This is a genomic window from Stutzerimonas sp. NM35 (assembly GCF_054604355.1).
In genome coordinates, this window is the sequence record NZ_CM137728.1 from 1,467,918 (window position 1) to 1,492,124 (window position 24,207).

The window sequence follows — 24,207 nt, forward strand, 5'->3', positions numbered from 1 at the left end:
TTCTGAAACTGATCGAGATGAGGGTGCTGCCCCGTACGCTGGTCAGTCCGATGTCTGCTGGGTCTGTTGATACAGCTCGGCAAAATGCGGCTGACAGCTGTTCTTGCCACCGTTGATCTCGATGCATTCGCCTGTGATGTAGCCGGACTCGTCGGACGCGAGAAAAGCGGTCAGCGCCGCTATGTCTTCAGGCGTGCCGAGGCGTTTGGTCAGGACGTACTTGCTCGCAAAGGCAAGGATCTGCGGAGCCGTCGCCTCCATTGCAGGCGTCACGATGACCCCCGGTGCGATGGCGTTGCAGCGCACGCCTTGGCGGCCATATTGCGTCGCGATGTGGCGCGTCATATTGATGATCGCGGCCTTGCTGGTGCCGTAAGCGATTCGCACCAGATCGCCCTTGGTGCCGGAGCCGGAGGCGGTGTTGATGATCGACCCGCCGCCCGCTTCGATCATGTGGGGAATGGCGAACCGGCAGGCCAGCATGTAACCGGTCAGGTTCACGTCCAGGGTTTTACGCCATACCTCCATGGGTATTTCCAGCAGACTGAGGTCCTGGCCGTGAGTCTGCGGGTCGGTGATCGCGGTGTTGTTGTGCAGAATGTCCAGCCGACCGAAGTGCTCGACCGTCTGGGTCACCATCGCCTCGATGCTGTCGGCATCGGCGGCATCGAACCGCAGCGCCAAGCCGTTGCCCTCCAGCGCATCGGCGGCGTGTTGCGCCGTTTCCAGATTGATATCGGCGCACACGACTTTCGCGCCTTCACGCGCCAGGCGCAACGCGGTCGCCGAGCCGATACCACCGCCGCCGCCGGTTACGATTGCCACTTTGCCTGCCAGACGTTGCATCCGTTTATCTCCTGTCATTGTTGTTTTCGGGTGTGGCATGAAGCGCCTCGCGGATCGCAACAGCCGCGCCATGTATCGACGAGGCCTGGCTACGCGCCAGCCAGCCCGGCGATACCGGTGCGATCAGCGCTGCGTGTACTTGGATACGATGGCTTCCGGATTCTGCGTGCCGTTGGACGGTGCCTCCTGCGTAAACTCCAGGCGTCCGGTCAGGAAGTCGTTGAGCACGCCATACATGTTTTTGTTGAAATCGAAGATCGCCAGCTTGGTCGCGTAGGGAATGTTCTTGTCATAGATCTGCACCCCGGCCATGTACACGGTCCGGTACAGATTGCCTTCCTGGTCCCAGGCGTCGTACAGGCCCGCGCCGAAGGTGTCCTCGTCATGTAATAGCGCCGCTTGCTGTACACATGGCGTTGGCCAGGCTTGAGCGTCGCCTCCACCACATAGACGCGGTGCAATTCCCAGCGCTCCACCGCCGGGTTAACGTGATTCTTCATGAACTGCTCGGGCGCTTCGATTCCGAAGTACCACTTGTAGGCGTTGTAGGGGATGTACATCTCCTGGCGTCCTATCAGCTTGAAATCGAAGCGATCCTGCTTGCCGGCAAACATTTGCAGCTCGTCGAACAGGGAAATGCCGCCCTGGCTCGCTACCGGCGTGTCATAGGCGAACTCCGGCGCCAACTTGACGCGGCGCTGACCTGGCGAATAGCTCCAGGCGCGACGCGGTTTCTCGGTCGGGTCCAGAAAATCGGAAATACCGGTCATCTCCCCCGCCCGGCGCGCCGGCTCGTTGTTGATCGACCCGGCACGACCGTATACCTGTGGATCACGGTCCTCCAGATGCGTCTGATAGAAAGGAAATTCCTCATAAGCTCGCTGTTGCGCCGTCTTAGTGATGTTGCCGTTGGAGTCGACAACCCAACTGGTGTGCTCGTCCAGGACGCCAGTCGGTCCGTTTTTGTAGCGCAACAGCTGGTTCCACATCATCTCGTTACCAGTCTTGGCGATGGGAAACGGCAGGCCGCCCCGGCAATCGGTTTCAAGCGATAAGCCTCCGTTGAAGGTTTCACATCCGGTGGCGTTGCGAACCGTTGCCTTCAGCACGTTATCCGGATAGGCAGCGGTGCGATGGCTCGGGTACACATCCATGTACCAGGTGTCCGGATATTTTTTCAGCAGGGCTTGCTGCCCCGCGCTCAATTTGTCTGCGTACTGATCCACGTTTTGTGCGGTGATCCGGTACAGCGGTTTTTCATCCCGGAAAGGATCGGCCCAGGCTTTGCCGGGTTCGAAGTCCACTGGAGCGGTCCGCAAACCGCCTTGGTAGGGCGGAATAGTGCCTTCGGCGTTTCCGGCTTTTATCGCCCCGAACAGGGTGAGCGTATTACCCAGTTTCTGCGCCTCTTCTGGCGAAACCGCAGCGCAGGCAAATGTGGAAATGCCGGTCAAGACAATGCTTAACGCGAATCGGGAAATCATGAGCAGTCTCCGCTTATTGGATTTATATGGAGCCGTAAGAAGACGTGATGCATCGCCCCTCTAACTTAGCCAATACGCGTTTACATGCCGTTCATACCGTTTCACCCACGGTAAAACGAAAGCGGATATTTAGTGGTGTTAAAACCGGCAGTTGGTCCTAACCTGAAGCCCGTCAGCCGAAACCACGAAGCGCCTGATGATTTGAAGCCGACGTTACGTTGAATTTAATAAGAGCAAACGCTAAAGCCATGCCCATGTTTCCATTTTTCCCTTATTGCAAGCTGGTTCTTCAGGCGTCTGTATCTAAATTCGAACGGGTCAGGCCTCTGCGTAACCCTCCGTTCAACGACTCAATAACAAGAGATAAAAGATGAAGACTTTTTCCAAGATCCCCGAGCGAGGCGATTTCGCCTATCAAACCCTGGTCGCGCCCTATAAGGTGACCGGCGAGTCGATGCATGGTGGCCGTGGCTTTTTCGGCTTGCAGTTGAGCAAGAGCATGCCGTTCGGCTCGGTTCGTGACGAAGAAGGACATATCTATTCGTTCACCCGTTCGGTCATGGCGCCAACCGGCACGCCGAACCCGACCAAATTCTTCTATCTGTCCACCCGCATCGATGGCAAGAACATCCGCATGGACCAGGCACGCATGGCGGAACGCGGAGTGACGCCGGCTCCGGCGTTGTCGCTGCAAGGCGATACCGTTCGCTGGACCAACCAGCCTGATGACACCGGGCATCCATGGGAATTGACCGCCAACAGCGAAACCTTCACCTGGAAAGAAGACAACCTGTTCCAGCTCGAAGGCCGCCTGCTCGGCAACGGTATGCAGTGGTACTTGCCGGGCGTCGAGTGGGGCACCTTTTACGTTTCCCAGATTTGGGATGTCAGCGGCGTCTGCGAAGGGCGTCCGGTCAAGGGCGCCATCCTGCTCGACCAGGTGTATATGGCGGAAGGCGGTGCGATTCACTTCAGGTGGTGAACAACAAGATGCACGTGCTGTGGTGGTCGTTTGCCACGGTCTACAAGGACGGCACCTACGATGTCGGCTCATTCATGGTTGGCCATGACCACCTCGGCTACGCGATTTTCCAGAATGAAAAGGGCGAAGTGCGTACCACCACCGCCATCGAATGCGTAACTAAGCACAAGGACGGGAGCTACTTTCTGGAGGCTGCCAAAATCACGCTGGACGGCAGTGAAGAATGGGAATTTTTGCCCGATCCCCGCGGCGAAATGATCGACTTCGTTGGCGGCTTTCCCGTCACAGCACAGCAGGAAGGCCGCTGGCGGCGAGTGGGTGATACTCGCGAGCCGGATCACTGGGTGGCCTGGGGTGAATCGGACCGGCGCAATGGCGCGGCACGCAATGTCCCTGGCAGCGATATCAACTAATCGCGCAGCGGGCGGAGCGGCCTGCTGCGATGGCTGATGAAGCGGTACGAGTCAGCGGCTCGACTTGCCCGAAGTAGTGAGCGAGCCCAATGAACCAGGAGCGACTGGTGTTTCGCTGCTCAACCCCTTGGAGGCGAGCAGCTTTTTTTTGCATTACTAGCCCGCTTACATACAGCGCGGAAGCCCTCGGGCGAAGACGTCCCAGGGGCGAATCCCAAAGCAAACACCCCGAAAAGCCATCGGGGCGTTTGCTTTGGGAATTAAGGTCTGTTGACGTTTCGCAGCAAGCCGCGTTGCTGCGACAAATGGCGCCAGGCCGGGCGGCGTTCCGCAAGGCAGCGCCCGGCGGGCTTGCTGCTGCATTCACCACATCCATGTGGATTGCTCGGGACGCAGGCAACGGTTATTCCCTTGACAAGTCCCGCATCTCCGCGTGGCGCCATTTGACGCACAACCCGCAGGGACGGGGCCGTCGCGGCCGCGACGAAACGTCAGCAGACCCAAGGTCAGATAGATCTGCCACGAACGGAACAGCCGGACATCAGCCTGCGGTTAGATAACGGTCCCGTAGACGATTCAAGCTCGCCGCATCGAGGCCGACGCACGTCTCGATGTAGGCGTCCATCGATCCATAGTGCTTGTCCACGCAGTCGTAGGCCGTTTGCAGGTACTCGGGCCGGGCATCCATGATCGCGTCGACCGCTTCGTCAGGACAGGGCTTGCCGATCATGTTGCTGACCAGCGTACTCATCAGCTCTCGCCGGTCGTCGCTGGCGTCGGCCATTCGGCGGGCCGACAGCTGATAGTCAGCGACAATGACGTCCCGCGCTACGCCGAGCGCGTGAAGAATGACCGCGACGGCAAAACCGGTGCGGTCCTTGCCCGCTGCGCAATGAACCAGCACGGGCACCTTACCCGTCTCGAACAACCCGAACAGTTTCGGCAGATGCGGCGCCAGCATGCCCGGCAGACGCCGGTATACCTCGAACATCATGGCCTCGGCGCCGGCAAGATCCGGGCTTTCAACCAACAGGCTCGACACGCTTTTGTCGGCGCGCATGTCGCCGGTGACCTCAAGTGCCAGCTGCTCAAGTTCAACAGGCAGATTGTTGGGCGTCCGCTGGCGCTCACCCTCGCTGCGCAGGTCACATACGGTCTTTACGCCAAGGGTCCTGAGGGTTTCCCAGCCCTCGGCGCCAAGCATGTGCAGCTGGTCGGACCGTAGCAACGTATGCCCGGCGATGCGCCGGCCGTCATGGGCCGGCAAGCCTTTGAAACTACGAAAATTATCGGTGCCTGCTAACTGCAGATTTATCGGGGCTCTCATATCTGAATGCTCGAACGTTCGCCTAATGTGATCAAGCGGAGGCGAATCCCCGAAATTGCGTGAGATCCAGATTGTCGGTCACCGGCGGTTTAAGGAAATAGCACACCTGAAGTTTGCCTGGTGAGAAACGGTAGGTTTCGATGCTTTCAATGGCCAGCCCGGTACCATTCAGGCAATTGCGATGATGAGCCGCAACGTCGTTGCCGTTGTAGATGGTCTCCACCACTTCCAGAGAGATGTCCGCATTGTGCTTGTCGAACATCTCTTCGAGGATAAACCAGCCATCACGCGTGTCAGTGCGACCAGCATATTCGATGACCAGCGACTCAGGCGCAATTTGGCGATAACAGTCAAGAAAGGCCTCGCGATCGTGGGCGTTCCATGCCGAGACCTGGCCCTTCATAAAACGTTGGATACTTTCAGCATTCAGTTGCGACGTCATTTCGATTGCACTCCGTTTATTGTTTTTGTTCGTTACACCATGATCCAAGCCATCAATCGTCCAGCAAATGCCGAAACTGCGGGAGAACCTGACGAGCACCCTCGCCCAACTTCACGTTACGGCGTGGCGCTTTGCCGGCGGTCAGCGTTTTCACGGTTTCGAAATCCTCCGCGGCGGCGAAGAATCGCTCCACCATGATGCGCCCGTCCTGGCCCCACTCATCGACATTGGCCAGCCATGCCTGCATGCCATACATGGGCCAGCGGCGAAATTGTTCCCAGGCGGCGTCCTGTCCAAGTACGCCTTCGGCGCCCAGGCTGATCAGCTTCTCGCGGTAGACCTTGACCAGATCCCAGGCCGAAGCCCGCCGCTCCTCGATTGTCAGCGCCCCGAGCATGAAATAGGCAATATCGCGCCATGGCCGCCCCTTGCGCACAAGCTGCCAATCAAGCCAGACCCGCTCGCCGCTGTCGCGCAGAAAGCTGTTGCCCTGGTGAGAATCGCCATGAACGAGACAGATGGGTGTCTCCTGCTCAAGTTCATAAGCGCGCAACTCGTCAAAGGCATGCCCAAACAGCTCCGGTGTTTCATACATCCACTTCGGCAGGATGGCTTGGTACTCAGGCTTGCGCAGATTCAGCCGAATGTAGTCGTACATGCGTAAAAACTGATCGTAGTCGACCGGGTGATCCATGGAGGTGGGCAGCCAGCTCTGCACCTTGAGTTCAGAACTTCCCCACAGTGCGGCATGCAACATCGCCAGCGACTCCAGCCCCTGGGCCACGCCATCGACGCCGAGGTGATGGGTACTGTGACCGAACTGGCCTGGCGCCATTCCGAGGTCTTCCATCACGACGACGCCCCGACCGCCACCATCGCCATCCCAGTCGGAAAAATAGCTGTCCGGCACCGGCGTGTGCAGACGCTCGCGCATGAAGTGGTAGAAGCGCGCCTCCAACTCGCAGATCTCGCCGCTTTCGAACCCTTCCGACCAGTTGGACTTGAGGCAAACGTTGCGCGGAATGCCAGCCGCCTGGCCAACCTCATTGAGGTCCAGCGCGAGCCGTAGCTTGGTGGTGTGCCCGTTACGCACCTCTACCTGCTCGAAATCATTCACCGCGATCCCGGGGTAGCGGTTCTGAAGCAGGCTAGTCAACCATTGGGGTGTGACGTCTTGCAGGTGGCGAGGAAGCTGGCCCTGGCGAGCAGGATAAGGGCGCTTCGTCCGCAACTCTTCGATACTGGTCATTGTTGTTTTTATCTCTGAAGGCGAAATATAAGCGGCTTCCTGTAGAAACCGTACGACAGCGGAAACGCGCTTACTCACGTATTCGGCGTAAACCCGAGTGTTGATCAGGCGCGCTGCGTCAACAAGGCAAACACGCTCTCGATACGCTTGAGTTGTTTGACCGGCGGTCAAATGCGTTTTTGTTCTGGAGTCGAAATGCTCATCGGAAAATAGCTGTTGATACTTGAGGGCGTGGGTCAATCGGACCTGCTCGAGGGCGCCGGAGCTATATCAAGATTTACCAAAACCGGAAGCACTGGCGGTTGACTATTGGTAAAACAAAAAGACGGCTCGCGCATAGTCAACATGGCAACGTGTTGCTTATATATAAAACCGCTTGATGTCGCGGCAAAGGCGTTGCAAATGCAAACACAGATCCGCTCGAAGTCCGATAAACGTCAGACAATGAGCCGAATGCTTGCCGCCGCGCATCAGGAGTTTTGCAACAAGGGACTGGCTGGCGGGCGTATTGACGAAATTGCCCGCAATGCTGGCGTTACCAAACAGCTGATCTTCCACTATTACGGATCGAAGGAAGGCCTGTTTGTCGCGGTGCTTGACGAAACCTCTGACAGACTCATGACCGGGTGGGTCGATTTCGATGTCGAGCAGCTGACCCCGACGCAAGCGCTTCGAGCCTTGCTCAACCACATCTTCGATCAATATCGCAACGATCCCTTGCTCGCCAGGTTGGCGCAGGAGGGCGTTCGCTATCACGATTACAATCAAACGCCGCGCAACCGCTTCCTGGAACTGGCACCGGCCCTGGTCGATAAGGTTGGCAGGATCGTCCAGCGAGGCATTGAATGCCGTAGTTTCAAGCCGGACACCCAGCCTCGGCTGCTGCTTGCCACCGCGGCTCTCATCGCTACCGGCTGGTTTACCAACGCTTACTCCACCTCAGCGCTGGTCGGCCTCGATACTGCTTCCGAGGAAGGTATGGAAACCTGGCGCAAACACTGTGCCGATTTCATTCTGGCCAGCATCGTCGCGACGCATGGAGGAGAACCGCGCAGCCCTCGCGCCGATTGATCATCGCGTTCTGCCGGGTCTCGCGCAGGTCTCGTTAGGGGCGCTCGATTCATTGGAGCGCTCATGGTCATCTCACCGTTACGTCATAGCGCGTAACGTGGGCTGCGCTTATAACGCCTGCTCGACACCGTGACCGAATCTTGCGTTCGCTGTATGGTGCGCGACTAGCCTGAAGTGGTCGCACTGAGTTGGTGAAGGGTAACGGGATGGCGAAGGGCAAAGACATATCGATGCGCCAGCTGCGCTACTTCATGGCCGCGGCTGAGGCAGGGCAGCTTTCCCAGGCAGCGGTGAAGGTGCATGTGTCGCAATCGGCCATTACCGCCGCCGTTCTGCAACTTGAACAGACATTGGGCGTTCGGTTGTTCGACCGGCTGCCTTACGGCGTCACCCTGACCGCAGAGGGGCATAAGTTCGCCCAGCATGCGGGCCATATTCTTGACACACTACAGGACGCGCTCAGCGAGCCGCTTTTTCTGAGCCATTCGATCCAGGGAGTGATTCGCGTCGGGGCTTCTTACACGGTGCTCGGCTATTTTCTGCCGTCGCTGCTGGCGCGGTTCAAGCGGAGCTATCCGCAGGTGGAAATCGATCTGGTCGATATGGATCGGCCTGTCATCGAAGATGCCATCGCTGCGGGAAGGCTGGATATGGGGCTTTCCATCGTCTCCAATACCGAAAACCCGCAGCGTTTCGAGCATCAGGTATTGATCCGTTCGCGCCGTCAGTTGTGGCTTTCCAGTGAGCATCCACTGATGCGGGCCTCGGTCATTACACTCGAAGATGTGGCGCGTCACCCTTACATTCTGCCCACCGTGGATGAAGGGGAGAGTTCCACGTATCGCTACTGGAATTCTCGCAGCCTGGAGCCGAATGTGGCGTTCCGGACGTCTTCGATGGAAGGATTGCGAGGGCTGGTCGCCCATGGCTTCGGCGTTACGATTCTCTCCGACATGCTCTATCGGGCCTGGTCGCTGGAAGGCAAGAAGATTGAGGCGCGGCCCCTGGTTGACGCCATCCCACCCATGGAACTGGGCTTGATCTGGCGCCGCGAGACGGAGTTGCCGCAAACCGCTGAAGCGTTTCGCCAGTTCCTCATCATGGCGTGCGCATCCTGAGTGATCCGCATGTCGGCTCAACGCCAATATTGCTCGAATGCGGTCGCGATCAGATGGCCTTGCGCTCTGCCGGCCTGCGCAGCGATGGCGCGCCGCGCTGGATTCAGCGGGTTCCTGCCCATCGCCGCTGCCGATGCGCTGTCGGGGCCGATAACCTGGACTCGCGTCCCGGCCTGTTCGAGTTTCTCTATTTGCCTGGTCAGCGTGCGACCAGGAATTCCTTGGCGCACACCAAGGGGCGATAGGATGATCACTCCTGATGAACGCTCGGCCAGATCGGCATTACTCGAGCTTCGGATTCCGCCATCCATGTATTGCCGTCCGCCGATGTTAACGGGCGGCCAGATACCAGGCACGGCACAGCTGGCGGCGACCGCATCGGCCAATCCCACGCCGGAATCTCGGTCGAACATTCTGGTTTCGCCAGTCAGTGCATCGACAGCGACGACGGCCAGAGGTTTGACTGGCCAGTCCTGTCGAGGATGCTGCCGGGCAGCAATGACGGACTGCCTGGCTTGTGCATTCCCAGCCTCGGCTCGTAGCGCCAGCTGGCCGATTCGCTTGATGCGCTCGGTGGGAGCATTCAGCTTTGGCAATACGGAAATTGCCAAAGGCAGTAATCGCAGCAGTCGTATTTGAGGCGCGAGTTCCTGAACCTGTTTCGATGCGTTGACCTGACGCTCGTACAGTTCCCAGAGATCGCTATCTTCGCGGATCTGCGCCGCGACCGTGGCGCCGGCTGATGTCCCAAGCATCTTGCCGCACTCACGCAGGTCAACGCCCATTTCGTCCAAGCCAAGCAGCAGGCCGGTCATCCAGGCGATACCGGTGATTCCGCCGCCACCTAAAACCAGGGAATGGTCGGTAAACATGGCTGTTTGTCCTTGCATACAGAGGTAGGTAGGCATTACCAGAGCGTCATCAGAACATGCCATCACGCGGGTGATGTTCGGGTGACAGTGCGGATGTTCTGCCTCTGGTATCTATTCTTGTGAACATATATTGAGTATATGTCTATATTCTGCTGATGCGCATGTTCTAGTGCAGGCGTAATCAGAACCGAGAAATCCCTAAGGGGACCCTCAAACAAGAAAAGGATTGGAATGCCATGCTGATCGATGTCCACGCTCATTTGTTGACCGAAGGAATGTTCAACCGCCACGAATTCTGGGGACCTTTCATGAAGGTCCAGGGGCTTACGGTGGGGCACTTTGCGCTCGGTACCAAGCAGCCCGCCAAAGCGTCTTCGGATGAGGAAGCTCAGGCCAACCTCCTTGCCCGAATGACCCACGAAAGCCGACGCAAGCTGATGGCTGAGCGGGGCGTCGACAAACTCGTCATGTCCACCCCGTCCCATTGCTTCATGTACTGGGCGGGCGACTTCGCAAACGAATATGCGCGTGTTTGTAATGACGAATTGTCTGCGTTCTGTCGCAAGGACCCGGAGCATTTCGATTTCTGGTGCCACGCCAACCTGGCGGACCCGGAGGCGGCAGCGAAGGAAATCGATCGCGCCGTGCGTCAGCTGGGCGCACGCGGCGTCTGCGTAGGCGGGGCCAATTTCAATGGACTGCAAGCGTATGACGAGCAGCTATTCCCGGTTTGGGAGAAGCTCTCTCAGCTCGACGTGCCGATCATGGTGCATGGCTTCAACCAGTCGATCTACTGGGGCGAAAAGCATACCGATGACAAGTTCGAAACCACCTCGATCATTGGCGATTGCGTCGATGAGACATTGTTCTTCTGGTATCTGATCTGCGGCGGCGCGCTGGATGTATTTCCCAACCTGAAGACCTACATCACCCACGCCGGCGGCATGGCAGTGTTTCAGCTCGGCCGGCTGAGCGAGCTCAACCGCGCCATGGCGCCGGACAGCCGAAACAAGCGGCCCTTGATGGAATACATGCCCAATTTCTATTTCGATCTGGACGTGCATGCGCCGGGCTTGCGGCGTGGGGTAGCGGAAGTAGTCGGCGCGGATCGCCTGCTATACGGCACCAATTTCGGCGGCGCCTACGATCATGGCGACCTGACTCATGGCCTGGGTTTGTCCGAGGATGAACGGGAGCGCATCCGCAGCGGCAATGCCATCGAGCTGCTCAAGCTGGACGTCTCCGTGCCGGTCGCTTGAGGCAGCGGTGAGTCAGCGACGCGTCGCTGGCTCATCTGCCCCAGGGCTATGCCGAACAGGATCAGGCCGCCGCCCACCGCGTGGTAGAGATGCAGCGTCTCGCCGAGCAGCATGATTGCCAGCATAGCCGTGAATAGTGGCACCAGATTCATCAGCGCGGCGGTTTTTTCCGCACCTAACGAGACGAGCCCGCGCATCCATAACCCAGGCGCCATGGCGGACGCGAACAGGCCGGCGAAGAGAACCAATGGCAGATTATCGCGGGTCAACGCCGCCGAAGGCGCCAGTATGAAAGGCGGCACCAGTACCAACGTACCGCAAAGTATTTGTACATACAGCGACACCCAGGTGGGCAATGGAATTTGCCATCGTTTGACCAGCACGCAATAGAGCGCATAAGACAGCGACGCCATCAGCATCATGAACTCGCCTTTGCCCATGCCTTGGCGAAAGAGTGCAGCCAGGTCGCCGGTGCTGATCAACCAGGCCAGCCCGAGAAAGGATATGAGTGCGCCTGCAAGCATTCCCGCCGTGGGTCTGGCGTGTAGCAATGGAATGGCCAGAAGGATTGTCAGCATCGGCATGGTGGCCAGGATCAGTCCCATGGACGTGGCGGTGACGCTGTGGGCGGCGAAATAAGCCAGCGATTGATACAGCGACATGCCGAGGCAACCAAGCACGAACAATTGTAGAAAATGTGTCCGAATAACCTGCCGCGCGCTCCAGGCGTTCGTCAGCACGAAGGGTGTTATCACCAGAGCTGCGAAGAGCCAGCGGTAGAACGAAATGGCCGCTGGGTCTATCACGCCAACGGCCAATCGATTTACCACTGTGCTGGCTGCCCATATCAGCGTGGCAAGAATGGGCAACAACAGATTCATCAGGCCTGGCATGGAAGGTTCCTGAGATTGTAAGCGCCAGTGGCGCCAGCGAGATGCTGGCGCCAGCTGTACCGCGTAACGGAGTACCAACCAAACCGCGAAGGGCGACTGGCCGCTGTGTCACTTGGCGGCGTTTCGTTCCTTGATGGCGGCGGCAAAATCGCGCTTGAGGGTAGGGAAGTAGGCAATCTGTCCACCCATGCCGCCGGCAATATCGATCGATGCGGCACTGATGAAGCTCGCATATTCACTGGATAGGAACAGCACCATACCGGATACGTCCTCGGGTTTACCGTAACGGCCAACCGGCACCACTTTCATGACCATCTCGTCAAACTCTTCGCGGCTTACGCCGGGGCCCATCTCCTTGTAATGACGGTCCCACTGCCCGGTATCGATCCAGCCCATGTTCAGGCTGTTCACAAGAATATTTTCTTTCGCCAGCGACATCCCCAGCGACTTGGACAGCGCGACGCAGGATGCGCGGTTGATCACCGATGGGATGCCGTCGGGCGTGGGAATAGTCCCGGCCAGCGCGTTGATCTCGACGATTCGCCCCCAATTCTGCTTACGCATATGGGGTACCACGGCCTGAACGAAACGGAAATGCCCCATCTGTAAGACATTGGCATGTTCGAGAATCGCCTCAGGGGTAAGGGTATCGATATTCCCGCTACGGCCTTGACCGGCGTTGTTCACCAGTACATCCACGCCGCCCCAGGTCTTGGCCACTTCATCGACGAAGCGGCGCACGCCGTCCGTGTCGGTGACGTCGACCGCGCGTGCGATCACGCCAGCGGCTGTCTCGGCAAGCTCCTGACTAGCTGCTTCGACTGCTTCCAGAGATCTCGCACAGATCGCGACGCGCGCGCCTTCAGCAGCAAATGCACGTGCGATGGCCAACCCGATGCCCCTGGACGCGCCGGTAACGATGACGCGTTTGTCGCTCAAATCGATGTTCATTTGGATTCCTGCCTCTGCATGGCCGCCTGGTGGATGGCTTGCTGTTTCGAGCGATGAAAAAATCATCCGTCATGAAGAAAAATGAACGAAATTATGATAAATGTCTATATTCATGGTCGTAAGCCCGGCTGCCGACTGTGAATTTGGTAGTAAGGCAAACGTGAAATTCTGGATAAAGAATCTAAATCTCCATGTGGAATTTCGGGGAGATTTCCGCTAGGGTTGGCCTAAGCATCGGGAGCTAATCGACCCATGCTATATACGCACAGCGATCATAACGGTTTCGCCAGGCGTAGGAAGGCTTCTCAGGTTGAACACGTTTCGGTGTAAGCCACTGAAAATAAAAATAAAAGGATCACAACGATGAAAGAATGCCGCCGCTTCAGAACTCAGCCCTCGCAGCTAACCGGCATCGCCTTGGCGGTCGCTATGCTCGGTGGCGCAGGGAGCGCTTTCGCAATGGAAATCGATTTAGGTAATCCTGATTACCGTCTGCGCTTCGATAACACTGTCCGATACAACCTGGGTGTTCGGATGGAGGATCAGGACGATCGCATCATGAACACGCCGACGACGGACGAGTCGAATGGCAAGTTCGATAAAGGCGATATCGTGACAAATCGCGTCGATCTGCTGACTGAAGTCGATTTTGCTTATAAGTATCTGTGGGGCGCTCGCGTAAGCGCGGCAGCCTGGTATGACGACGCCTACAAGGACGGCGGCGTCGACAGCAATATCCCCGGATATTCGACCAGCTATGACAACGACCATTACAGCTCGGAAGTCGATCGCTACGTTCATGGTCCTTCCGGTGAGATCCTCGATGCATTCATCTGGACCAACTTCAACATTGGGCCGGTGCCGGTCAACCTCAAAGTGGGTCGGCATACCAACTACTGGGGCGAGGGCCTGTTGTTCGGTGCGCATGCCGTGTCTTATTCGCAGGCACCTAGCGACGCTGTGAAGGCCGTCACCAGCCCTGGCATCGAGACGAAAGAAGTGTTCTTGCCGTTAGGGCAGGTTTCGATCAAGGCCCAGCTGACAGACACCCTTTCGGTGGCGGTGCAGCAATTCTTCGAGTGGGACAACACTCGCATGCCCTATGGCGGTACCTATTTCGGTCCAGCAGATCCGTTCTTCGAGGGGCCAGATCGCTTCCCGCTTGCGCCGGGCTTCAACCTTGAAAAGCGAAGCACCAAGCGCGGGCGCGACACTGCTAACTGGGGCGTGATGGGTAAGCTCAACCTGGAACAGATCGAGTCCACGGTCGGCGCCTATTATCGCGAGTTCGATGACTATCAGCCTTGGCTCGCCCCCGAGCTGGTCGCTGCTCCCGATGGCTATTACCGGCTCGTCCATCCTCGAGATGTGAAGCTGGCGGGACTGAGCTTTTCCCGTGTCTTCAACTCCGTCGCGGTGGGCATGGATCTCTCTTATCGCAAAAACGGTGCATTGAACGCTACAGGCGTAAGTCCTGTTGACGAAGAAGGCCCTCGTGGTAACACCATTCACTTCGTAGCCAACGCGGTATATGGCGTTCCACGTAACTTCATCGCCAACAACGCGACCTTGGTTGGCGAATTTGCATACAGCCACCTGGACAAGGTGACCAAGCATGAAGAGCTCTACAAGGGCGATGGTTACGCGGCGTGTCGTGATGCGCGCAGTTCAGCCCTTGCAGGAGGCAAGGAAGACGGCTGCTCCACCGATGACTACTACGCTGTAGCTGTGAACTATACCCCTCAATACCTTTCGATCTTCCCGTCCTGGGACCTTGAGGTTCCGTTTACCGTCAACTACGGGATTAGCGGAAACGCGGCAAGCGCGGGCGGCGGTAGCGAAGGAGCCCTGGCTTGGTCCGTAGGTGCAAAAATGACTTATATCCAGCGCCACGAATTCAGCCTGCGTTACGCAGACACTTCTGCCCAGGAAAAGAATCTGCTCAACGGCGGGGTAGGCGGCAACGGTGCTGTGGGTACCACCGATCGCGGTTGGCTTGCGTTTACCTACAAAACTTCCTTCTAAGACATATAAATAAAGGGGAATTCAATGAAACTCCAAGTCGCTCTTGGTCTGATGCTCAGCGGTATTTCTTCTCTATCGATGGCTGCGGTCTCTGCTGAGGAAGCTGCGAAACTGGGCGATACGCTCACTCGCGTTGGTGCCATAGCAGCAGGTAACGAAGCCGGCACCATCCCTACTTATGATGGCGGTCTGCGTACTGCACCGCCGGGATTCGAACCCGACAGCGGTGTATGGGCCGATCCCTTCGCTAACGAAAAGCCTCTGTTTCGTATCACTGCCGCAAATATGGCTGAACACGCCGACAAGCTGAGTGATGGTCAAAAGGAGGTGCTCAAGCGCAACCCTGACTATTACATGGACATCTACCCGACACATCGCACAGCGGCATACCCGGAAGAGGTCCTGCAGGCCACGGTGCGTAACGCGACCGGATGCGAAACCAGAAAGGATGGTTTGGCCGTAGAGACCGACTGCCGGGGCGGTATTCCATTTCCGATCCCCCAGACCGGCAATGAGGTCATGTGGAACCAATTGCTTCGCTATAACGACGGCAAATTTGGAACCACGACGGCTTCCTCTAATACCTGGGTTGTGGACAGCAACGGCGGCGTAACCAAAACCGCCACGCAATCTACTTTTGTAGAGCGTCCTTATTACCAGACCGATGTAGCGGGTCGCGATCCGGAGATGGCGTATCGGGTTTACTCGGTGACCAAGGCACCTGCCCGGAAGGCCGGTGAACTGACCGGCCTCAATGACTACCTCGACCCAACCGTTAAACCGCGTCGAGCTTGGAGCTACACCCCAGGGCAGCGCCGCGTGAAGCTGGCTCCCGAGTTTGCCTATGACACCCCAGTCGCGAGCATGGGTGGTCTTGAATTATTCGATGAGCTGTTCATGTTCTCGGGTGTTCAAGATCGCTTCGACTTCAAGCTGGTGGGTAAAAAGGAGATGTATATCCCTTATAACGCCTACAAGTTCTACTTCAACTGTGAAGACCAACTCCAGAACTCGCATCCCAATCCCGCCTGCGAGCGTTGGGAATTGCACCGAGTATGGGAAGTTGAAGCGACTTTGAAGCCCGGCATGCGCCACGTTTACAGTAAGCGCACCTACTATCTCGACGAAGATACCTATGGCGCGGGTCTGTACGATGCATGGGATCAGAGCGGTCAGCTCTATCGCGCAATGATGCTTGGTGGTGTTCAGTTCTACGACCACGACATTCCTTATATCGTCAAACACTCCATCTATGACTTCAACAAAGGCATGTATGGCGTGATCAACGATGGCTTGGATGGTGGTTATCGAGTTCTGACCGAGCCGCGTTCCGAGCGTTCGTTGAATCCGGAAGCGATTGTAACGAGGGAAACCCAGCGCTGATCAGTTTCAGGTCTGCACGTGCGCTTGTAGGTGCAGACCTGTCGATCCTGGTTTCATTCTAGGTTTGCAAGCGATGTTAGATCGTGGCGATAGGCATCGCGCGCATACTGATTACGCTGGTTGAGGATAAAAATAATGATATTCCCGGTCCCGCTTGCTGTGCCAAACGCTTCTTCGGCGACCATCACCCGCTTCTCCGGGAAATGGCTCAGCGTGATGCTATTGGTCCTGCTGTTGCCATTTGGTGTGGAAGCGTCTGTTGCGGCGGAGGGGCTCGATCCCTTGCGCGAGCCATCGAAGCCGATCAGCGCTCCGGCGCCGCTCCTGGGTATGGACCGTGCGGGTGATGTGCTTGTTGGCGTCGGGTTGCACGGCATGATCAAGCGCTCCACCGATGGCGGGACAACCTGGCAGCAAGTGCAGAGCCCTGTTTCCACGGACTTGGTCCAGGTGCGCTTTCGTGACCCTATGAACGGATGGGCCGTCGGTCACGATTCTGTGCTGCTGAATACCACCGATGGTGGTCTGACCTGGTCCGTTCAACTCGACGGTCGCACGGTGCTTGCGCGTCTCAACGCGTTCTACGGTGAGCGTGCGGAACGTGGCATCGAGGGCGCTGCAGACATGCTCCAAGAAGTGGAGTTTGCCATGAACACGTCGGCGACGCCCGATGTGCTGGCGTCACCGTTTCTCGACGTCATGTTCAATGAGGACAAGATTGGCTACGTCGTGGGTGCGTTCGGGATGATCCTGAGAAGCACGGACGACGGTGCAACCTGGGAGCCTTGGGTCGAGCAAACCGACAATACTCGCCGTATGCACCTGTATGGCCTGGAGGAACGCGAAGGCGTTTTCTATATCGTTGGCGAACAGGGCTTGCTCATGCGTCAGGATCCCCAGACTCAACAGTTCACAACGATCGAGACGCCCTATAACGGCACATATTTCGGTGTGCGTGCGCTTCCCCACCTGCTTCTGGCCTACGGCCTGCGCGGAAACCTGTATGCGAGCCGGGACGATGGAGAGCAATGGCAGCAGATAGACACCGGCCTCAATGCAAGTCTGATCAGCGCAGTGGATTCAGGACAGCAGCTGATCATGGTTAGCCAGAGCGGCGCGATGATCGCGCTCGACAAACAAAGTTTGAGCGTCACACCTTTGCAAGCACCACGCGTGGGTGAAGTGTTCGCAGCCAGTGATACTGGAAGAGATGGCGAGATGGCCGTGACTTTTTTCTCGGGTGCAAAACTCGTCAAGATAGCCAAGGCGAACTAATAAACGCGACATGTTAGTGAGAATAAGAAAATGGTAGATCAAAAGTACAATAGTGGAATGCCCGTAGTTCCGGATGTAGGCGATTTCGACAAGTCGTCCGGAGGGTTTTTCGAGCGGGTTATTTTCAATAACCGCGTACTTGTGCTCGTGGTCTGCCTGCTGGCCACCGTCGTGCTTGGTTACTTCGCGGCTCGTATAGACGTCAATGCCAGCTTCGAAAGAATGATTCCGAGCAGCAGTCCCTATATCAAGAACTACTTTGCATACAAGGATCAGCTTCCCGGATTGGGCAACAGCATTCGTATAGTCGTGGAAAACAAGCAGGGCGATATCTACGACCCGGAATACCTGACGGTTCTGCAGGAAGTGAACGATACGCTGTATCTCATTCCGGGCGTCGACCGCTCTTGGATGAAATCGCTGTGGATGCCGATTGTCCGCTGGAAGGAAGTCACCGAGGATGGAATCAGTGGCGGTGCGGTAATGCCATCCGACTATGACGGCAGCGAGACGTCGATAACGAAACTACGGCACAACATTTCTCGTGCCGGAATCATCGGGAGTCTGGTCGCCAATGATGGACAGTCGAGCATGATTGTCGCGCCGTTGCTCGACTTGCATCCTCAGACCGGAGAGCCGCTCAGTTACGGTGAATTCTCCGACCAGTTGGAAGAGAAGATCCGCTCCTTCGAGAGCGACAAGATCGGCATTCATATCGTCGGTTTCAGTAAGCTGGTCGGCGATTTGATCGACGGCCTGTACAGCGTGATGGTTTTCTTTGCCATCTCCGTCCTGATCGCCGGGATCTTCGTCTACCTCTACATGCGTTGTCTGCGCAGCACCATATTGTTGATCGGCGTAGCAGTGGCCGGGGTCGTATGGCTTCTCGGTCTGATGCAGCTGCTTGGATATGATCTCGATCCATATTCGATCCTGGTACCGTTTCTGATCTTCGCCATTGGTGTCTCCCATGGCACACAGAAAATGAACGGTATTCTCCAGGATATTGGCCGCGGTACGCATAAGTATGTGGCGGCGCGCTATACCTTCCGCCGTCTCTTCCTCACCGGGCTTACCGCGCTGCTGTGCAACATTGTCGGTTTCGCGGTATTGGTGATCATCGACATTCCGGTTATCCGCGACCTGGCGATAACCACCAGCATCGGTGTCGCGGTACTGATTTTTACTAAACTACTATTGATACCCGTCGCGCTGTCCTATATCGGCGTGAGCAAAAAAGCGGCGTTGATCGCTCTCGAGAAAGAGCGTGCCGGAGCCGAAAACCGCAACTGGCTCGGTCATATCTGGCACGGCCTTGACCGTTTCACCGAGCGGCGCTGGGCGATTGCGGTGATTTCGATATCGGTTGTCGTCACTGTCATCTGCAGCATCGTCATGCTCGATCTCAAGATCGGTGATCTGGATCCAGGTGCGCCAGAGCTACGCGCCGACTCGCGCTACAACCAGGACAACGCTTACATCACCAGCCACTATGGTCTGTCCAGCGACCAGTTCGTCGTGATTATGAAAACCGATCCGGACAGCTGTCGGTTGTACCAGACGCTGCAGACCATGGACCGGCTTGCATGGCAGCTGCGTCAGACACCTGGTGTGCAGACCACCAGTTCGCTTGCCGAGTCGACTCGTTTCGTGACCTCAGGTATGGCGGAAGGCAGCGGTAAGTGGCTGACCATCAGCCGCGACCAGGCCATCACCAACGCGTCGGTCGATGCCGCGATGATTTCTTCGCCCGGCATCACCAACCAGCAATGCTCGATTACACCGCTGATCGCCTATCTGACCGATCACAAGGCCGACACGCTGCGTCGCGTGATGGGGGTGGTCGAGACCTTTGCCGTCGAATACAACACCGCGGCCGATTCAGAACGACCGGTCGAGTTCCTGCTGGCCGCAGGCAACGCGGGTATCGAAGCGGCGACCAACATCGAGGTGGAGAAAGGCATCATCACCATGTACCTGGCGGTATATGGCGCTACTGCTTTGCTCTGTCTGCTGACGTTCCGCAGCATTCGCGCCACCATCGTCGCGCTCATTCCTCTGATCATGACCACCATTATCTGCAAAGCGTTGATGGTCTGGCTCGGTATTGGCCTGAAAGTCGCGACCCTGCCGGTCATCGCAGTTGGCGTGGGGGTAGGTGTGGATTACGCGCTGTATTTGCTCAGTGTGCAGATTGCCGTGCAGGAACGGGGCGGCTCGCTTGCGGTTGCCTATCGCCGGTCGCTGGACTTCACCGGCAGAGTGGTGGCTCTGATCGGCTTGACTATGGCGGCTGGCGTGATCACCTGGGCTTGGTCGCCAATCAAGTTCCAGGCCGACATGGGCATCCTTCTGACGTTCATGTTCTTGTGGAACATGCTTGGCGCATTGGTACTGATCCCGGCTCTGTCGCATTTTCTGCTGAACCCAAAGACTACTTCGGCCTCACCGGAATCGCCGGCCATGCTTGATACGCCGGTTGAAAAGGCTGCCCAGAAAAAAAAACTAACTGACGCGGCTGCCGCTCATTGATCGGACGCGCCCGGTTGGCGCTTCCACTGACTGTAAAGCCGGGCCCAGAGCCATGGCGCGATATTGAAGGGAGAGGGTTATGTTCGAGTTGTTGATGAGTGCCGACATGATGGTTCCGGATCCAGACGGGATGACGGAAAAGCTGGTGGATAAACTCGGCATCTTCAAGCATGAGCGCTGGCGCCAGGCGTTCGATAACCATCCGTACATTGCGCACTTTTTGCGCGTGCACAAGTCGCTGGCAGTTTCACCTACCCGTATCGAGCCGCAGTGGCACCTGGATCGTCCAAATCCAGGCGATCCGCTGTTTCATGATTTTTTGGAAAGCCTGAAGGATTATCAGGGGCATCATCGCCCCATGATCACCCACTCGATCGTGCTCGCGCTGCATGGCGACAAGTTCGATGCTCTGGTCAGCAAGCTGATGCGCCGTCGCCTGCCGTTTCGTATGGCCCAGCGCACACCGGAGATGCCGTTCGACCGCCTGTGGTTGGGCGCGACTCCGGAAAAACCTTACTACGAGCCATCCGTGGACGGCGGCCTGTGCATCGAAATCATGCCCACCGAGCCGTTGCAAATGCCGCCGGAAACCTACGCAACGCCGCCGGCGCAGCCACGTGAGCAGAAGCCGGGCGACATGGTTCGTGTCACGGCGCGTGGCTTCCTGGTGCGCGATCTCGATGAAACGCTGCGCAAGCTTTCCACCAATCTTGACTGGGAGCCGTCCTGCCCGGTGGAGAATATCGCCAGTGAAGGTTATCGCCGTGCGCGCATGGGCTTCACTGTCGCCAATAGCGCCACGCTCGACGTGCTTGAGGCGACTTACTGGAATACCGACGCCGGCCATTATGTGAACAACTGGGGCCCTGGTCCGTACTACATCCGTATCGGCGTTAATGATCTGGCCGCCAAGGCTGAAGATTTGCGCGCTCGCGGGACGGCCTTCGAGTGGATCGAGTCGTCCGCGGCAGTAGGTGGCAAATCGCTGATCAAGGTTGATCCGAAAGAGTTGGATGGCCAAGTGTTTGAGTTCGAGGAGTGTCCGGTATGAGCGCCGAAGAAAATCAGCAGGCGCCACTGGTTATCAACGAGTCAGTTCGGATAGAGCGCGGCGCCTCGGTTGGCTGGGTTGTGTTGACTCGACCAGGCCAGATCAATGCGATCAATGACAGCATCCGTCAGGGCGTACCCCGGGCGCTTCAGTTGCTCGACAACGACCCGCAGGTGCGAGTCATCGTCATCCGCGGTGAAGGCGAGCGTGGATTTTGCGCTGGCGCCGACATCAAGGAGCGTCGTGGTGAAGAAACCTCCCTGCAGGTGCGTCAGCGGATGGAGCGTTCGCGCTGGATCGAATCGCTTGACGGAATTGCCAAGCCGGTCATCGCTGCTATCCAGGGTTACTGCATGGGTGGCGGACTGGAGTTTGCATTGGCTTGCGATATTCGATTCGCCGCTCCCAATGCGATTTTCGCATTGCCGGAAACCGGCCTTGGGCTGATTCCCGGCGGTGGCGGTACTCAACGGCTTTCGCGGGTCGTGGCGCCGGGGCGCGCCCTCGATATGTTGCTGACGGGCGACCGCATGAATGCGGACCAGGCATTGCAGATCGGCCTGGTCAGTCGCCTGGCCGCCGACAACGCGACTCTGGTCGAGGAGGTCAGGATTTTTGCCGAGCGCATCGCCAGTAAGCCGCCAGCGGCGTCGGCCTTCGTCAAGCAGGCCGCTCGGGCTGCACTGGAACTGGACCTGAAAAGCGGACTCAATCTCGAACTCGACCTGTTTGCCCTTCTAGCGCCAACAAAGGATGTGCGCGAAGCAGCGCAAGCTTTTAGTGAGCGACGCGAGCCGCGCTTCACGGGCGAGTAGGATTGGCATGGCTAACAACAAAATAAGGAACACCAGATGAGTATGGGCAAGCTGGCAGGGCGGGTTGCGATCGTCACCGGTGGTGGCAACGGGCTGGGCGCCGAATGTGCTCGGGTGCTGGCCGAGCACGGCGCTTCTGTCGCGGTAGTAGATGTCGACGGCGACGCCGCCAACCGGGTGGCAGAGTCCATATCGGCGCAAGGCATGCCAACCCAAGGCTTTCGCGCCGATGTCTCTTCCGAGGAAGACGTCAAGGCGGTGATTGCCCAGGTAATGGAGAAATTTGGTCGGATCGATGTACTGCACAACAATGCGGCCGTGCTGAACGCCGACCAACGCCAGCGGGACCGTGATCTGGCCAACCTGGATATGGAAGCGTTCGACCGCGCTATAGCGGTAAATCTGCGTGGCTCCGTGCTCTGCACCAAATACGTCATTCCGGTGATGCTGGAGCAGGGCAAAGGCTCGATCATTTTCGCCACCTCCGGGTTGGGGATGCAGGGCGACATGTCGCTGACTGGCTATGCGACCTCCAAAGCGGCGCTGATGATGCTTCCGCGCCTGGTCGCGTCTCAATACGGTAAGCAAGGGATCCGTGGCAATGCAGTGCAGATCGGCCTCGCACCACAGCATGAAATGCCGGCGCCGTTATTGGAAATCATGCGCGACAACCACTGCACAGCCGAACTGGGTACGCCAAGGCAGATTGCCGATGTGGTCGCGTTCCTGGCTTCAGATGAGTCCTCGTTCGTGACCGGCACTACGCTGGTGGCAGATGGAGGATTCAGCAGCCACACGCCATCTCTTGTTGCCATGCGCGCCCTGTTTGAAAAAATGGGTCGCACAGGCATGTAAGTAATGCCGGCCCGCGAAAGCGGAGCCGGATGCCCCCTTTTATTGCCAACCTCATACCTGGTTCGCACGCAAGCTTCGCTCTTACCAGTATGCGCGGCACATGGCAGAAGGTACGCACACTGTAGTGGTCAACAATCCCCGGACACAGAATTGAGTTTTTCCTCCGCTACAGCCGGCGGCACGAAGCCATTGTGCTGATGGGGTCTGACCCAGTTGTACCGCATGAAGTAACGGCCGATATCCTGCTCGGCCGTTGCCTTCGTCATATAGCCCACCGCCGGCACCCACTCGGTTTTCAAGCTACGAAACAGTCGCTCCATCGGTGCGTTGTCATGGCAATTTCCTCGTCGGCTCATGCTCTGCGTCATGCGATAGCGCCAAAGTCGCTGGCGAAAACGACGGCTGGCATATTGGCTACCCTGGTCGCTGTGAAACAGAAGCCCGCTCGGTCTGCCGCGCACTTCGTAGGCCTTGTCGAGCGCCTTGATAACCAAGTCTGCGTCTGGTCTTTCTGACATAGCCCAGCTCACTACCCGACGGCCATACAAGTCCAGCACGGCAGCCAGGTAATACCATCGACCCTGCGCCCAGATGTACGTGATATCGCCGCACCAAACCGTATTCGGCGCTGCAACAGTGAATTGGCGCTCAAGGTGGTTGGGAATGTCGGGCCGTTCAACAGTGGCGCTCTTGTACGCATGGGAACCAGGCTGCTTACTGATCAAACCCTGCTCCTTCATCAGGCCTCTGACCTTGAAGCGGCCCACTTTGATGCCCTCATCCCTGAGCATGGCAACGATACTGCGGCTGCCAGCTGAGCTACGGCTTTGGCTGAAAAGCTCGGTGATGCGGCTGCGTAAACCCACCCGCCGGACATCAATGCGGCGGCGCCGAACCATATGGGCGTAGTAACAGGAACGGGGCAGTTCAAACACTGAACACAGCAGTTGAACGGGATAGCGTGCTGCTAACTGCCGAATCGACTTCAACGTCTGCGCCCGCGCTCCTCGGCCATCAAGAGCGCAGTGGCCTCCTTTAAGATTTTCTTCTCAAGCTCCAGCCGGCTGATGCGGGCTTTGCCGCTTTGGTAGGAGCGAGCTTGCTCGGGAAACGGGGGCAGGCGCGCCTTCGGCTTTTTATAGCGCGCTCGGTTCGCCCTTACGCTCCACTGAAGACGCGCCCCGTATTACTGCTCTGCCCGAACCACACGACTCTTTTACCGTTGGTAAAACGGATGCCGGGTTGCCCGGTGGCGTTTATTGCTAGGGTGCTGCTCAGCGCCAAGACACGGGCAACAGACAAAACCCTTAACCGTCTCCTACAAAGCGATATCTCTGGCTTTTGCCGGATCGGTTGATTGCGCT

At 57.6% G+C, this 24,207-nt stretch carries 19 protein-coding genes and 2 pseudogenes; 12 read left to right on the forward strand and 9 right to left on the reverse strand.

Features of this window, described 5'->3' with window-relative positions:
* Positions 1-42: 42 nt before the first annotated feature.
* A complete protein-coding gene (locus ACYCFC_RS06935) occupies positions 43-846 on the reverse strand; it encodes an SDR family NAD(P)-dependent oxidoreductase (RefSeq protein ID WP_021208010.1) in 804 nt (267 codons plus the stop codon).
* A gap of 123 nt (positions 847-969) precedes the next feature.
* A pseudogene (locus ACYCFC_RS06940) lies at positions 970-2,330 on the reverse strand (DUF1329 domain-containing protein).
* Positions 2,331-2,700: 370 nt separating this feature from the next.
* Between ACYCFC_RS06940 and ACYCFC_RS06945 the strand changes: the two are divergent.
* Entirely contained in the window at positions 2,701-3,312 is a 612-nt protein-coding gene (locus ACYCFC_RS06945; protein WP_459653505.1) for a hypothetical protein, read from the forward strand.
* Between the two features lie 8 nt (positions 3,313-3,320).
* Positions 3,321-3,725, forward strand: coding sequence for a hypothetical protein (locus tag ACYCFC_RS06950; protein WP_459653506.1), 405 nt, complete (start codon positions 3,321-3,323; stop codon positions 3,723-3,725).
* 541 nt (positions 3,726-4,266) lie between these two features.
* Here ACYCFC_RS06950 and ACYCFC_RS06955 read toward each other — a convergent pair.
* Genes ACYCFC_RS06955 through ACYCFC_RS06965 form a run of 3 tightly spaced genes read right to left on the reverse strand, consistent with a single transcriptional unit; the run spans position 4,267 to position 6,983 of the window.
* Positions 4,267-5,052: a tyrosine-protein phosphatase gene (locus tag ACYCFC_RS06955; protein WP_459653507.1), complete on the reverse strand. Its 786-nt coding sequence runs from the start codon at positions 5,050-5,052 to the stop codon at positions 4,267-4,269.
* A gap of 31 nt (positions 5,053-5,083) precedes the next feature.
* Positions 5,084-5,494 carry a nuclear transport factor 2 family protein gene (locus ACYCFC_RS06960; RefSeq protein WP_459653508.1) on the reverse strand — a complete coding sequence of 137 codons (411 nt, stop codon included), beginning with the start codon at positions 5,492-5,494 and terminating at the stop codon, positions 5,084-5,086.
* A 52-nt stretch (positions 5,495-5,546) separates the two neighbouring features.
* Positions 5,547-6,983, reverse strand: coding sequence for a phosphotransferase (locus ACYCFC_RS06965; protein ID WP_459653509.1), 1,437 nt, complete (start codon positions 6,981-6,983; stop codon positions 5,547-5,549).
* A 162-nt stretch (positions 6,984-7,145) separates the two neighbouring features.
* Here ACYCFC_RS06965 and ACYCFC_RS06970 point away from each other — a divergent pair, with 162 nt between their 5' ends.
* Both ACYCFC_RS06970 and ACYCFC_RS06975 read left to right on the forward strand, forming a co-directional pair.
* The gene (locus tag ACYCFC_RS06970) at positions 7,146-7,814 is read left to right on the forward strand and encodes a TetR/AcrR family transcriptional regulator (RefSeq protein ID WP_459653510.1); all 669 of its coding nucleotides are present in this window, start codon (positions 7,146-7,148) and stop codon (positions 7,812-7,814) included.
* Positions 7,815-8,020: 206 nt separating this feature from the next.
* Complete coding sequence (locus ACYCFC_RS06975; protein WP_459653511.1) at positions 8,021-8,932, forward strand: LysR family transcriptional regulator; 912 nt, start codon at positions 8,021-8,023, stop codon at positions 8,930-8,932.
* A gap of 17 nt (positions 8,933-8,949) precedes the next feature.
* Here ACYCFC_RS06975 and ACYCFC_RS06980 read toward each other — a convergent pair whose 3' ends face one another.
* Positions 8,950-9,804 (reverse strand): patatin-like phospholipase family protein, encoded by an 855-nt coding sequence (locus ACYCFC_RS06980; protein WP_459653512.1) that lies wholly within the window; start codon positions 9,802-9,804, stop codon positions 8,950-8,952.
* A 236-nt stretch (positions 9,805-10,040) separates the two neighbouring features.
* On the opposite strand from ACYCFC_RS06980, the gene ACYCFC_RS06985 reads away from it, so the two are divergent.
* Positions 10,041-11,063 carry an amidohydrolase family protein gene (locus tag ACYCFC_RS06985; protein ID WP_102847600.1) on the forward strand — a complete coding sequence of 341 codons (1,023 nt, stop codon included), beginning with the start codon at positions 10,041-10,043 and terminating at the stop codon, positions 11,061-11,063.
* Here ACYCFC_RS06985 and ACYCFC_RS06990 read toward each other — a convergent pair.
* Positions 10,967-11,956 carry a DMT family transporter gene (locus ACYCFC_RS06990; protein ID WP_459653513.1) on the reverse strand — a complete coding sequence of 330 codons (990 nt, stop codon included), beginning with the start codon at positions 11,954-11,956 and terminating at the stop codon, positions 10,967-10,969. The two genes, ACYCFC_RS06985 and ACYCFC_RS06990, sit on opposite strands and share 97 nt — an antisense overlap.
* Before the next feature lie 108 nt (positions 11,957-12,064).
* Positions 12,065-12,907, reverse strand: coding sequence for an SDR family oxidoreductase (locus ACYCFC_RS06995; RefSeq protein WP_459653514.1), 843 nt, complete (start codon positions 12,905-12,907; stop codon positions 12,065-12,067).
* 363 nt (positions 12,908-13,270) lie between these two features.
* On the opposite strand from ACYCFC_RS06995, the gene ACYCFC_RS07000 reads away from it, so the two are divergent.
* The 7 genes from ACYCFC_RS07000 to ACYCFC_RS07030 all read left to right on the forward strand — a co-directional run bounded on the left by ACYCFC_RS07000 (position 13,271) and on the right by ACYCFC_RS07030 (position 22,843).
* Entirely contained in the window at positions 13,271-14,932 is a 1,662-nt protein-coding gene (locus ACYCFC_RS07000) for a DUF1302 domain-containing protein (protein ID WP_459653515.1), read from the forward strand.
* A gap of 24 nt (positions 14,933-14,956) precedes the next feature.
* Entirely contained in the window at positions 14,957-16,315 is a 1,359-nt protein-coding gene (locus ACYCFC_RS07005) for a DUF1329 domain-containing protein (protein WP_459653516.1), read from the forward strand.
* Between the two features lie 135 nt (positions 16,316-16,450).
* A complete protein-coding gene (locus tag ACYCFC_RS07010; RefSeq protein ID WP_459653517.1) occupies positions 16,451-17,590 on the forward strand; it encodes a WD40/YVTN/BNR-like repeat-containing protein in 1,140 nt (379 codons plus the stop codon).
* Between the two features lie 30 nt (positions 17,591-17,620).
* On the forward strand, positions 17,621-20,122 hold the full coding sequence (locus tag ACYCFC_RS07015; RefSeq protein ID WP_459653518.1) for an efflux RND transporter permease subunit: 2,502 nt from the start codon (positions 17,621-17,623) through the stop codon (positions 20,120-20,122).
* Between the two features lie 79 nt (positions 20,123-20,201).
* Positions 20,202-21,173, forward strand: a complete 972-nt coding sequence (locus tag ACYCFC_RS07020) for a VOC family protein (RefSeq protein WP_459653519.1) — start codon at positions 20,202-20,204, stop codon at positions 21,171-21,173.
* Positions 21,170-21,988: an enoyl-CoA hydratase/isomerase family protein gene (locus ACYCFC_RS07025; RefSeq protein WP_459653520.1), complete on the forward strand. Its 819-nt coding sequence runs from the start codon at positions 21,170-21,172 to the stop codon at positions 21,986-21,988. Before ACYCFC_RS07020 ends, ACYCFC_RS07025 begins: the two co-directional genes overlap by 4 nt.
* Positions 21,989-22,024: 36 nt before the next feature.
* Positions 22,025-22,843, forward strand: coding sequence for an SDR family NAD(P)-dependent oxidoreductase (locus ACYCFC_RS07030; protein ID WP_459653521.1), 819 nt, complete (start codon positions 22,025-22,027; stop codon positions 22,841-22,843).
* Between the two features lie 128 nt (positions 22,844-22,971).
* On the opposite strand, the pseudogene ACYCFC_RS07035 reads toward ACYCFC_RS07030, so the two are convergent.
* Positions 22,972-23,951: pseudogene (locus ACYCFC_RS07035) on the reverse strand (IS3 family transposase); the annotation flags it as partial.
* Positions 23,952-24,207: the final 256 nt, after the last annotated feature.